11 protein-coding genes are annotated in these 11636 nt (G+C 65.3%); 3 read left to right on the forward strand and 8 right to left on the reverse strand.

Annotated elements, in window-relative coordinates:
* Positions 1-15: 15 nt before the first annotated feature.
* The 4 genes from OU994_RS31015 to OU994_RS31030 all read right to left on the reverse strand — a co-directional run bounded on the left by OU994_RS31015 (position 16) and on the right by OU994_RS31030 (position 4603).
* Positions 16-1455: a glycoside hydrolase family 30 beta sandwich domain-containing protein gene (locus tag OU994_RS31015; protein WP_281609029.1), complete on the reverse strand. Its 1440-nt coding sequence runs from the start codon at positions 1453-1455 to the stop codon at positions 16-18.
* 145 nt (positions 1456-1600) lie between these two features.
* Positions 1601-3073: an NAD(P)(+) transhydrogenase (Re/Si-specific) subunit beta gene (locus OU994_RS31020; RefSeq protein ID WP_281609030.1), complete on the reverse strand. Its 1473-nt coding sequence runs from the start codon at positions 3071-3073 to the stop codon at positions 1601-1603.
* Positions 3073-3378: a proton-translocating transhydrogenase family protein gene (locus OU994_RS31025; RefSeq protein ID WP_281609031.1), complete on the reverse strand. Its 306-nt coding sequence runs from the start codon at positions 3376-3378 to the stop codon at positions 3073-3075. Before OU994_RS31025 ends, OU994_RS31020 begins: the two co-directional genes overlap by 1 nt.
* A gap of 112 nt (positions 3379-3490) precedes the next feature.
* Complete coding sequence (locus OU994_RS31030; protein ID WP_281609032.1) at positions 3491-4603, reverse strand: Re/Si-specific NAD(P)(+) transhydrogenase subunit alpha; 1113 nt, start codon at positions 4601-4603, stop codon at positions 3491-3493.
* 215 nt (positions 4604-4818) lie between these two features.
* Between OU994_RS31030 and OU994_RS31035 the strand changes: the two genes are divergently transcribed.
* Both OU994_RS31035 and mnmA read left to right on the forward strand, forming a co-directional pair.
* Positions 4819-5301, forward strand: coding sequence for an NUDIX hydrolase (locus OU994_RS31035; RefSeq protein WP_131143593.1), 483 nt, complete (start codon positions 4819-4821; stop codon positions 5299-5301).
* A 9-nt stretch (positions 5302-5310) separates the two neighbouring features.
* On the forward strand, positions 5311-6429 hold the full coding sequence (gene mnmA, locus OU994_RS31040) for a tRNA 2-thiouridine(34) synthase MnmA (RefSeq protein WP_307731949.1): 1119 nt from the start codon (positions 5311-5313) through the stop codon (positions 6427-6429).
* Between the two features lie 128 nt (positions 6430-6557).
* Here mnmA and OU994_RS31045 read toward each other — a convergent pair whose 3' ends face one another.
* Genes OU994_RS31045 through OU994_RS31055 form a run of 3 tightly spaced genes read right to left on the reverse strand, consistent with a single transcriptional unit; the run spans position 6558 to position 8524 of the window.
* The gene (locus OU994_RS31045) at positions 6558-6977 is read right to left on the reverse strand and encodes a response regulator (protein WP_281609034.1); all 420 of its coding nucleotides are present in this window, start codon (positions 6975-6977) and stop codon (positions 6558-6560) included.
* Positions 6978-7018: 41 nt separating this feature from the next.
* Complete coding sequence (locus tag OU994_RS31050; protein WP_281609035.1) at positions 7019-7792, reverse strand: 5'-3' exonuclease H3TH domain-containing protein; 774 nt, start codon at positions 7790-7792, stop codon at positions 7019-7021.
* Positions 7793-7819: 27 nt separating this feature from the next.
* Positions 7820-8524: a glutathione S-transferase family protein gene (locus OU994_RS31055; RefSeq protein ID WP_281609036.1), complete on the reverse strand. Its 705-nt coding sequence runs from the start codon at positions 8522-8524 to the stop codon at positions 7820-7822.
* Between the two features lie 165 nt (positions 8525-8689).
* On the opposite strand from OU994_RS31055, the gene OU994_RS31060 reads away from it, so the two are divergent.
* A complete protein-coding gene (locus OU994_RS31060; RefSeq protein WP_281609037.1) occupies positions 8690-10993 on the forward strand; it encodes a catecholate siderophore receptor Fiu in 2304 nt (767 codons plus the stop codon).
* 364 nt (positions 10994-11357) lie between these two features.
* Here OU994_RS31060 and OU994_RS31065 read toward each other — a convergent pair whose 3' ends face one another.
* Positions 11358-11633, reverse strand: coding sequence for a DUF6587 family protein (locus OU994_RS31065; protein WP_281609038.1), 276 nt, complete (start codon positions 11631-11633; stop codon positions 11358-11360).
* Positions 11634-11636 lie beyond the last annotated feature (3 nt).

An 11636-nucleotide genomic window follows, 5' to 3' on the forward strand; every position in this document is an offset into this window, starting at 1 on the left:
ATTGCCCGCCCCCGCTCACGGTTGGCGCCAGGCGAAGGTCGCCACGCTCCGTGCCGGCAGGTCGTAGGCGAACGACCTGCCGGCACGGCCGCGCTGGCGCACGGCGAAGCGGCGCGGCGCATCGGCCGAATTGACGACCAGCAGCGCCAGCGTGCCATCCGCGTTGCGGAAGGCCACCGTGTCCAGGTCCGCATAGCCGCTGCTGGACCACACGCGCCGCGCGCCGGGCCGCACGAAGCGGCTGGCATGGGCCAGCGCATAGTATTCGACGTTGCGCGTGACTTCGCCGGTGCGCGAATCGATCGTGACCACGCCGCGGCAGTTGCCGCAGCCGCCCAGGTGCGGCCCGCCGTTCTCGTCCAGCGCCAGGTTCCACAGCAGCACGCCCCTGGCCCAGCCGCGCGTGGTGCCGATCACCAGCGTGCGCGTGAAGTACATCAGGTTGTTCGACCAGTCCGGCGCCCAGCCGCCGCCCGAGCACTCGGTGAACCAGGTTTCCTTGTCCGGCCATGTGTCGTGCAGCGCGGCCTGCACGCGCACGTCGCCGCCATAGCAGTGCCAGGCCACGCCGGCCACGTACCTGGCGGCCACCGGATCGCGCAGCACGGCGGCCGGGGAGCCGGGCTCATCCCAGTTGTGGTCCCAGTCGAGGATGCGCACGCCCGGGTGCTCCTTCGCCAGTAGAGGGCCGAGATGGCTGCCAATGAACGCGGCGCGCTTGCCGGGATCGACGCGCATGCCGGGATAGTCCTTCGGTTCGAAATGGGGCTCGTTCTGCAGCGTGAGCGCGAAGATCGGCACGCCTTCGGCGCGGTAGGCGGCGACGTATTTCGACAGGTAGGCGGCGAACGGCGCGAATGCCTCGGGCTTCAGCGTGCCCTGGATGAGGCTGTCCGTGCTTTTCATCCATCCCGGCGCGCTCCACGGCGACGCCATCACCTTCAGTTGCGGGTTGATCGCCAGCGCGGCCTTCACCACCGGCAGCACGTCGGCGCGGTTCGGTTCGATCGAGAAGCGCGCCAGGCCGGGATCGGTTTCGCCGGGCGGCATGTCGTCGAAGCTGTAGTGCGTGCGCGAGAAGTCGGAGGCGCCGATCGTCAGGCGCGTGAACGACAAGCCCAGCCCCGCAGGTGGCGCGCCGAACAGCTCGGCCAACAGGGCTTCGCGCTGCGGCGCGGTCATCCTCTGCTGGATCAGGTGGGCCGAGGCGTCGGTGATCGACGCGCCGAACCCGGTGACCTGCTGGAAGCGGCGGGCCGGATCGACATCGACGATGAGCGGCTCGCCGGGCGCCTTGCCGAACTTCGTATCCGGGCCGCGCTGCATCAGCCGCGACTGGTCGCCGCTGGTGATCCATGCCTGCACCGTTTGCGCCTGCGCGCCGGCCGCGCACAAGGCCAGCAACGGCGCAAGCAGCGACACTGTCGGCCAGTGCCTCGAAGTTGAACCTGCCATGCCTTCCTCCCCTATGACGGCGCCAGATGGAAACGTTACCATTCTGGCGAAATCATACAGGAATTCGTTTCGCGCCACCAAAAAAAATCGGCGCTGGCGGCAGCATGTGCCGGCAGCGCCAACGTCTGGCGGGAATGCTGGAAAACTAGCCGACCGCCTTCACCATCTCCTCAATGATCTTCTTGGCGTCGCCGAACACCATCATCGTCTTGTCCATGTAGAACAGCTCGTTGTCCAGGCCCGCGTATCCGGACGCCATCGAGCGCTTGTTGACGATCACGGTCTTGGCCTTGAAGGCTTCCAGGATCGGCATGCCGGCGATGGGCGATTTCGGGTCCTTGGCGGCGGGGTTGACGACGTCGTTGGCGCCCAGGATCAGCGCTACGTCGGCCTGGGCGAATTCGCCGTTGATGTCCTCCATCTCGAACACCTGGTCGTACGGCACCTCGGCTTCAGCCAGCAGCACGTTCATGTGGCCCGGCATGCGGCCCGCCACCGGGTGGATCGCATACTTGACGGTCACGCCATGCTCGGTGAGCTTTTCCACCAGCTCCTTCAGCGCGTGCTGGGCGCGCGCCACGGCCAGCCCGTAGCCGGGCACGATGATCACGGTTTCCGCATTGCTCATCAGGAAAGACGCGTCGTCGGCCGAGCCGGATTTCACCGGCCGCGCCACCTGGGCGCCGCCGCCGCCGGCCGCCGTCGCCTCGCCGCCGAAGCCGCCCAGGATCACGTTGAAGAACGAGCGGTTCATCGCCTTGCACATGATGTACGACAGGATCGCGCCCGACGAGCCGACCAGGGAACCGGCGATGATCAGCATCGAATTATTCAGCGAAAAGCCGATGCCGGCCGCCGCCCAGCCGGAGTAGCTGTTCAGCATGGAGACCACCACGGGCATGTCCGCCCCGCCGATCGGGATGATGATCAGCACGCCCAGCACGAAGGCGATCGCCGTCATGATCACGAACGGCGTCCATGCCGGCTCCACGCCATCGGCGAACACAAAGGCCAGGCCCAGCGCGACCATCACCAGCGCCAGTATCAGGTTCAGCACGTGCTGGCCGGCGAACACCACTGGGGCGCCCTGGAACAGCCGGAACTTGTACTTGCCGGCCAGCTTGCCGAAGGCGATGACGGAACCGGAGAACGTGATGGCGCCGACGAAGGTGCCGATGAACAGTTCGATGCGGTTCCCCAGCGGCAGCGCCTCGCCCGGCGCGGCGATGTTGAAGGCCTGCGGTTCCGATACCGCGGCCACGGCGATGCAGACCGCGGCGAGGCCGATCAGCGAGTGCATCGCCGCCACCAATTCCGGCATCTTCGTCATCTCGACGGTTTTCGCGAGATATGCGCCGATCGCGCCGCCGACGATGACGCCCAGGGCAACCAGGCCGAAGCCCATGCCGCCCCCGCCGTTGCCGGCGTTCGCGCTGTCGGCCTGCAGTTTCGCGATCAGCGCGATCGTCGTCAGCACGGCGATCGCCATGCCCGCCATGCCGAAGGCGTTGCCGCGCCGCGCGCTGGCGGGAGACGACAGGCCCTTGAGCGCCTGGATGAAGCACACGGAAGCGACGAGGTACAGCATCGTCACCAGGTTCATGGAGATGAAGGCCATCACTTGCCCCCTTCCTTCTTGTCCTTCTTCCGGAACATTTCGAGCATGCGGCGCGTGACGAGGAAGCCGCCGAACACGTTGACGGCCGCCAGCGCCACCGCCACGGTGCCGGCGACCTGGCCGATGAGGCCTTCGGTCAGCCCGGCGGCCAGCATGGCGCCGACGATGACGATCGCCGAGATCGCGTTGGTGACGGCCATCAGCGGCGTATGCAGCGCCGGCGTCACGTTCCAGACGACGTGGTAGCCCACGTAGATGGCCAGCACGAAGATGATCAAATTGGTGATGGTGTGACTCACTTCCACGACGGTCTCCTTGATTCGATGATGGTGTGACTCACTTCCACGGCGGTCTCCCTGTTTCGATGTTGGTGTGGCTCACTTCCACGATGGCGTGGCTCACGCACACGGCGCGCCCTTATTTCCTGAGCGCTTCTCCGCCATGCGCCACCAGCGTGGCCTTGATGATCTCGTCCTCGCGGTCGATCGCCAGCCGGTCGTCCTTGTCGATGATCAGCTTGAGGAAGTCGAGCACGTTGCGGGCATACAGCGCCGAGGCGTCGGCCGCCACCAGGCAAGCCAGGTTCGGTTCGCCGACGATGTGCACGCCATGCTTGACCACCGTGCGGCCCAGCTCCGAGAGCGGGCAGTTGCCGCCCTGCTCCACCGCCAGGTCGACGATCACGGAACCCGGTTTCATGGCCCGCACGGTTTCTTCCGAAATCAGCACCGGCGCCTTGCGGCCGGGGATCAGCGCGGTGGTGATGACGATGTCCGCCGCCTTCGCGCGCTCGTGCACCAGTTCCCCCTGGCGGCGCATCCAGTCGGCCGGCATCGGCCGCGCATAGCCGCCCACGCCCTGGGCGATTTCCTTTTCCTCGTCGGTGAGGAAAGGCACGTCGATGAATTTCGCGCCGAGCGACTCGACCTGCTCCTTGACGGGCGGGCGGACGTCGGAAGCCTCGATCACGGCGCCCAGCCGCTTGGCCGTGGCGATCGCCTGCAGGCCGGCCACGCCGACACCCATGATCAGCACGCGCGCGGCCTTCACGGTGCCGGCGGCCGTCATCAGCATCGGCATGAAGCGCTGGTAGGTATTGGCCGCCACCATCACGGCCTTGTAGCCGGCGATGTTGGCCTGGGACGACAGCACGTCCATCGACTGGGCCCGGGTGATGCGCGGCACGGCCTCCAGTGCGAAGGCGGACAGGCCGGCGCCGGCCATGGCCTCGATGTTGCCGGTATCGAATGGGTTGAGCATGCCGATCAGCACCGAGCCCGATCGCATCAGGGCCCGTTCGCCGTCATCCGGCGCGCGCACCTTCAGCACGATGTCGCTGCCGTAGGCTTCGGCCGCGCCGGCGATCGTGGCGCCGGCAGCGGCATAGGCATCGTCGGGAATGGAAGCGGCCATGCCGGCCCCCGATTGGACGACCAGCTGGTGCTTGCCTGCGAGTTTCTTGACCGTTTCGGGCGTCGCGGCGACGCGTGTTTCGCCCGGCCGCGTTTCGACCGGTATTCCTATCCTCATGAAACGCCTCCGGTGTTATAGATAGAGTGAGAGTGCGAGACTGACTGCAGGTTGAATCGGGACTGGCTCAACACTAGCACGGAAATCTTGTCGAATAATCTTTTTCATAAGTCAACGTCGGCTTACCGACAACAAGTGTCGTGCGGTGTCACGCGGCAGTCACATGTGTCCTGGCGGAACAGGCTAAAATACCGGCTCTTTCAAGGATGACCCCCATGCCGCGTACCTGGAAACCCAATGTGACCGTTGCCGCCGTCATCGAACGCGATGGCAAGTTCTTGCTGATCGAAGAAGAAACCAGCGACGGCATCCGCCTGAACCAGCCAGCCGGCCACCTGGACCCGCTCGAATCGCTGGAACAAGCCGTGGTGCGTGAAACGCTCGAGGAAACCGGCTACGACTTCACGCCGACGGCGCTGGTGGGCATGTACATGTCGCGCTACCGCTCGGCACGCACCGGCGAACTGGTGACCTACCTGCGCTTTGCGTTCTGCGGCGAGCCTGGGGAATTTCACCCGGAGCGCCCGCTGGACGACGGCATCCTGCGCACGATGTGGCTGACGCGCGACGAAATCGCCGCGTGCCGCGAGCGTCATCGCAGCCCGCTGCTGATGACGTGCGTCGACGAATACCTGGCGGGCAAGCGCGCGCCGCTTGAACTGCTGCATACACATGTCTCGGTCTACGAGGAAGTGTAATCACAACGGATTGATGAAATGAGCAAGAAAAAAGTCGTGATCGGCATGTCCGGCGGCGTGGACTCCTCGGTGTCGGCATGGCTGCTGAAGGAACAGGGCTATGAAGTGGTGGGCCTGTTCATGAAGAACTGGGAAGACGACGACGATTCCGAATACTGTTCCACCCGCCAGGACTGGATCGACGCGGCCAGCGTGGCCGACGTGGTGGGCGTGGACATCGAAGCCGTGAACTTCGCCGCCGAGTACAAGGACCGCGTCTTCGCCGAATTCCTGCGCGAGTACCAGGCTGGCCGCACGCCGAATCCGGACGTGCTGTGCAACGCCGAAATCAAGTTCAAGGCCTTCCTCGACCATGCCATGCTGCTGGGCGCCGACCTGATCGCCACCGGCCACTATGCGCGCGTGCGGCACAATGCCGCCACCGGCACGCATGAACTGCTGAAAGCGGTCGACCACACGAAGGACCAGAGCTATTTCCTGCACCGCCTGAACCAGGCGCAGCTCTCGAAGACACTGTTTCCCCTGGGCGAGATCCCCAAGACGGAAGTGCGCCAGATCGCCGAGAAGCTGAAGCTGCCGAATGCGGCCAAGAAGGATTCGACCGGCATCTGCTTCATCGGCGAGCGGCCGTTCCGCGAATTCCTGAACCGCTACCTGTCGTACAAGCCGGGACCGATGAAGACGCCGGACGGCAAGGTCGTCGGCGAGCACGTCGGCCTGTCGTTCTACACGCTGGGCCAGCGCAAGGGCATCGGCATCGGCGGCGTGAAGAGCTACCAGAGGGAAGACGGCAGCAGCGACGCGTGGTACGTGGCCCGCAAGGACGTGGCGACCAACACGCTGTGGGTGGTGCAGGGCCACGATCACCCGTGGCTGCTGTCGCCGGACCTGGCGGCGGACCAGGCCAGCTGGATCGCCGGCGTGCCGCCCGAGGCAGGCCGCATCGCCGCCAAGACGCGCTACCGCCAGGCCGACGTGGCCTGCGACGTGGCGCCTGCCGGTGCCAGCGAATTCGCGCTGTCGTTCATGGACCCGCAATGGGCCGTGACGCCGGGGCAGTCGGCCGTGCTGTACGACGGCGACGTGTGCCTGGGCGGCGGCATCATCGCCGGGCCGCGGGGCGCCTGATTTTGGAGGTGCCACAGGCTGCCGCTTCAACCCAACGGCAGATTCCGGGGTCAGACCCAGCGGGTCTGACCCCAGGGCTTGCACCTGGGGTTGTACTTTTGCGTCGCTAGCGCGCGGGCTTCAGTCCGTTACTCCGCCGCCGGCTCCTGCCCGCCGCTTTCTTCCTGCGCCTTCTGCTGGCGCTTCACCATCGCGATCACGGTATTGCGGATCGTCTTCAGCACGGTCCCCGCGTTGAACGGCTTGACGATGAAGCCGTTGATGCCCATCGCGTGCGCCTTCTGCACGGTGGCGGCGTCGAACTCGCTGGAAACCATGAAGATCAGCGCCTTCGGCCATTGCCGGCGCATGGCTTCCACGCCGGGCACATCCTGCTCGATCTGGTCGCGGTTGATGCAGACGATCTGCGGGTTGAACTTGATCAGCAGCGCGGTGCCCGCCGCGCAGGTGTGCGCCTGGCCGACCACGTCGTAGCCGCCATCCATCAGCACTGTATTGAGCAGGCCGCGTGCGACCGCGCTGCCATCGATGATCACTGCCTTCAGCATTGTCGTTCTTTCCTTCTCATTGCCGTTCCTTCACTGCTCCCTCACCGCTCCCAGGCCAGCATATTCCAGCTCACGCCGACCGTGACGTCCGTCTTCAGCTCCACGAGCTGGCGGGAAAGATACAGCATCTCCCGTTCCTTGCGCAGCGCCTCGCCGACCGCATCCTTCAGGATGCCGGCGCCGGCCATGATCGCATCCAGCGAGCCATAGGTGCGCAACAGCTTCGCCGCCGTCTTCAACCCCACCTTCGAGACGCCGGGAATGCTGTCCGTGGCGTCGCCCATCAGCGCGAGCAGGTCCGGCAGCTGGGCGGGCGGCACGCCCCACTTGTTCTCCACCCAGGCGTGGTCGTGCCATTCGCTCTTGAAGTGGTCCCACACGCGGGCGCCATGGGCGATCAGGCAGTGCAGGTCCTTGTCCGTGGTGGCCACGACAGCCTCGCCCCGGTTCTGGCCGAGCCAGCGCATGACGACCGTGCCGATCACATCGTCCGCCTCCACGCCGGGCAGCGAGACAGGACGCAGCCCGAACGTTTCCAGCCTCGCATAAAAGCCCGGCAGCGCCTCGCGCAGCGGGGCCGGCATCGGCGCACGCGATTCGCGGTAGCCGCCGTACAGCACATGCCGCCAGGTGCTCCCGCCGAAGTCGAAGGCCGGCAGCACATGCGTGGGTTCGTGGCCGTTGATCAGCGTGCGGAAGGAATTCAGGGCATGGCGCAGCGCGATCTCGGCCTTCAGGTCGGAGTCGGGCTCCGGGCTGGCTTCGTACACGCGCCGCACGATGTTCAGGCCGTCGATGGCAAGCAGGCGTCCCATGGCAAAATTCCGATTCTACCGCACGCCTCAGCGCAGCAGTTCATATGGCCCACCCTGTTCCAGCGCCCGCTGGTAGGCGGGCCGCGCATGGATGCGTTCGAGGAAAGCCGCCAGCTTCGGGTGGCTGGCCGCATCGAGGCCGCCGCGCGACGCCGCCGCTTCGAGGGGAAAGCTCATCTGGATATCGGCCGCGCTGAACGCATCGCCGGCAAACCACTCGTGCCGGCCCAGTTCGCCCTCCAGGTAATCGAGGTGCTGGCGGATCTGCGGCAGGATGTAGGTGCTCTTCACCTTTTGCGCGATGCCGCGGGCGATCGGCTTCACGAAGAACGGCGCGGGCGCCGTTTCCACCCGGTCGAAGATCAGCTTCATCAGCAGCGGCGGCATCATCGACCCTTCCGCGTAGTGCAGGAAATACGTCCAGCGGCGCTTTTCCGGCGTGCGCGCCGGCGGCCGCAGGCGGCCCTGCCGAGTTTCGCTCCCACGCGGTTCGCAATCATCATACTGATCCATCAGGTACTCGATGATCGCGCCGGATTCGGCCACCGTGCAGTCGCCATCGACGATCACCGGCGACTTGCCCAGCGGGTGCACCGCTTTCAGTTCCGGTGGCGCCAGCATCGTGCGGGCATCGCGCTGGTAGCGTACGACCTGGTAAGGCAGGCCCAGTTCCTCCAGCAGCCACAGCACGCGCTGCGAGCGGGAATTATTCAGGTGGTGGACAGTGATCATGTGTGGCCTGGTTGCCGAAAACCGCCAGCTTAGCACTTCCATGCAGCACGGAAGCCACATCTAGCGCTACCAAGAATGCGAATGATAACAATTCTCGTTTACATACTTTGCCACAATTGCTAGACTCGACAGTCTTTACAAAAACTTACACGGACCTGTCGAGAAATGACCCAGATTAAGAGTCGTAAGCACCCTTCCCGTTTGCAGATGAGCACTGTACTGGCCTCGCTGCTGCTGCCGGCCGCCGCCGCGCACGCGGCCGATCCGCAGGAAAAGCAGATGGCCGAAGTGGTTGCCGAGGCAAGCAAAGAAAACGACTTCAAGGCGGAACGGGCGTCCTCGCCGAAATACACGGAAAAGCTGGTGGATACGCCCCAGACCATCACCGTGATCAAGAAGGAACTGTTCCAGCAGCAGAACGCCACCACGCTGACCGAGGCGCTGCGCAACACGCCGGGCGTGGGCACGTTCTTCCTGGGCGAAAACGGCAATACGAACACGGGTGACGCGATCTTCCTGCGCGGTTTCGACACCTCCACCAGCATCCACGTCGATGGCGTGCGCGATATCGGTTCGATCTCGCGCGACGTCTTCAACATCGAACAGATCGACGTGCTGAAAGGCCCGGCCGGCACCGATACGGGCCGCGGCGCGCCGACCGGTTCGGTCAACCTGCAATCGAAGCAGGCCAACCTGGAAAACGCGGTGTCCGGTTCGCTGACCGGCGGCAGCGGCAGCCAGAAGCGCGCCACGGCCGATGTCAACCGCGTGCTGAACACGGAGAACGGCATCGCCTTCCGCCTCAACGTGATGGCGCAGGATTCGGGCAGTGCCGCGCGCGACGTGGTGAAGAACAAGCGCTGGGGCGTGGCGCCGACGATCGCCTTCGGCCTGGGCGGCAAGACCCGCGCGCACCTGTCCTACCTGCACATCAAGCAGGACAACGTTCCCGACGGCGGCGTGCCTACCATCGGCCTGCCCGGCTACACCAGCCCGGACAGCCGCAACGCCAACCCGGCATTGCGCCGCGAATTCCTGAACAGCGCGCCGATGGTCGATCCGGAAGGCTTCTATGGCCACGTGACGGACCACGACGACGTGACGGCCGACATGGCCACCGTGCGCATCGACCACGACTTCTCGCCGAACCTGCGCCTGCAGAACACCTCCCGCTACGGCAAGACCAGGCAGGACTACCTGCTGACCTCGTTCATGGCGAACGCCACCAGCACGAATGCCAACGGTGTCACGACGCCGTCCAACCTGATCACGCCGGACCCGGCCGATCCGTCGACCTGGCTGCTGAAGCGCACCACACGCACGTTCAAGGATGTCGAGAACCGCATCGTTGCCAACCAGACCGTGATGACGTGGGACGTGACCGCTGGCGGCCTCCAGCACACGGTCGTGGGCGGCCTGGAATTCATCGACGAGAAGCAGAACTCGTACAGCCGCGCCGGCGGCGGCGCGCTGACCGATACGCCGCTGTATGCGCCGAACCCGGGTGCCCCGATCACGGGTCTGGCACCGGTGCGCACGGGCGCCGGCGCCCAGGGCGGCACCGACACGCAGGCACTGTACCTGTTCGACACCATCAAGATCGGCGAGCAGTGGATCGTCAACGGCGGCGTGCGCGTGGACCACTACAACTTCGACTACGTCGCCATCACGCTGGCCAACAACGTGTTCGTGCCGACGGTGCTGAGCGACAGCGATACGCTGACGACCGGCAAGCTGTCGGTGCTGTACAAGCCGACCGCCAACAGCAGCGTGTACGCCACCGTGGCCAGTTCGAAGCAGCCGCCGGGCGGCGCCACGTTCAGCCTGTCCACCGCCGCGAGCAGCGCCGCCAATCCGGTATGGGATCCGCAGGAAACGGTCACCAAGGAAATCGGCACCAAGTGGGACCTGCTGGAGCAGAAGCTGGCCTTCACCGCCGCGCTGTACCGCACCGACGTGAAGAATGAAGTCGAGCAGGATCCGACCGATGCGAACGTGTATTACCAGACCGGCAAGAAGCGCGTCGAGGGCATCGAGCTGGGCGTGCAGGGCCAGATCACGCCGAACTGGATGGTCAGCGCCGGCTACACCCACATGAAGACCAGCGTGGAAGCGGGCCGCGCGGTGACGGCCAGCGGCGAGGATGCGCTGAACTACACGCCGAAGAACGCCTTCACGAGCTGGACCACCTACAGCTTCCCGTTCGGCCTGACGATCGGTGGCGGCGTGCGCCACAACGGCAAGCTGCTGCGCGGCACCGACGGCTCGGTGGGCACGCCGGCCTATGCCAAGGGCTACTGGGTGGCGGACGCGATGGCATCGTATGCCCTCACGAAAAACGTCGACCTGCGCCTGAACGTGTACAACCTGGCGGACGAGGAATACGTGGCGTCCATCAACAAGAGCGGCTACCGCTACATTCCGGGCAACCCGCGCTCGGCCAGCCTGACGGCGAACTTCCGCTTCTGATTTTTGCCGGCAGTACAGAGTTTCATCGCTTTATCCTTCAGACCTTGCGCCACCTTCGGGTGGCGTTTTTTTGCGTGGTTCGACAGTGGTCGAGCGGGCATGGTCGTCCTGCGATGGCGTTCGCGCGCTGGTGTCGGACACCTTCAGGTGTCCGACACAATTGGAGTTAAGTTAACCGTCATCCAACACATCGAAAGCGCACGCGTTCACCCAGCAGCGAAGGCTGGGGTCGGACCCGCTGGGTCTGACCCCGGAATTTGCCCTTGGGTCGCCTGACCTGATGGCCGGTGTCCGACACCAGCACGCGGGCGCCCATGAAAAAACCCGGGACGCACCCGGGTTTCTCATTCAGGCAGCATCGCAATCAGCGCTGCACGTTCAGCATGATCACGCGCCGCGTGGCGCCGCCGTCGTTCGAGGTATCGATGGGGGCCGGCGTGGTGTCGCACGAGCCGCACGACCCGCAGCCGCTGCCGCAGTCCGACTGCACCTTGAACAGTTTCGCCAGCCTGTCCTGGTCGAAGCCTTTCTTCGACAGCGCGTACACCATCCGCTGCCGCAACGCGGCGGGCAGCCATTTCCGGCACGCCTGCAGCAAGGCGGCGATGACGATCAGCGTAACGATCAGTTCCTGCCACATGGC

It is taken from the genome of Pseudoduganella sp. SL102 (genome assembly GCF_027856995.1).
Taxonomy (GTDB): domain Bacteria; phylum Pseudomonadota; class Gammaproteobacteria; order Burkholderiales; family Burkholderiaceae_D; genus Rugamonas; species Rugamonas albidiflava.

Excerpts from the sequence above, each read along its gene's own strand:
- OU994_RS31015 (WP_281609029.1), bottom strand. The coding sequence starts at position 1,455 with ATGGCAGGTTCAACTTCGAGGCACTGGCCGACAGTGTCGCTGCTTGCG.
- OU994_RS31020 (WP_281609030.1), bottom strand. The coding sequence starts at position 3,073 with ATGGCCTTCATCTCCATGAACCTGGTGACGATGCTGTACCTCGTCGCT.
- OU994_RS31030 (WP_281609032.1), bottom strand. The coding sequence starts at position 4,603 with ATGAGGATAGGAATACCGGTCGAAACGCGGCCGGGCGAAACACGCGTC.
- OU994_RS31035 (WP_131143593.1), top strand. The coding sequence starts at position 4,819 with ATGCCGCGTACCTGGAAACCCAATGTGACCGTTGCCGCCGTCATCGAA.
- OU994_RS31045 (WP_281609034.1), bottom strand. The coding sequence starts at position 6,977 with ATGCTGAAGGCAGTGATCATCGATGGCAGCGCGGTCGCACGCGGCCTG.
- OU994_RS31050 (WP_281609035.1), bottom strand. The coding sequence starts at position 7,792 with ATGGGACGCCTGCTTGCCATCGACGGCCTGAACATCGTGCGGCGCGTG.
- OU994_RS31055 (WP_281609036.1), bottom strand. The coding sequence starts at position 8,524 with ATGATCACTGTCCACCACCTGAATAATTCCCGCTCGCAGCGCGTGCTG.
- OU994_RS31060 (WP_281609037.1), top strand. The coding sequence starts at position 8,690 with ATGACCCAGATTAAGAGTCGTAAGCACCCTTCCCGTTTGCAGATGAGC.
- OU994_RS31065 (WP_281609038.1), bottom strand. The coding sequence starts at position 11,633 with ATGTGGCAGGAACTGATCGTTACGCTGATCGTCATCGCCGCCTTGCTG.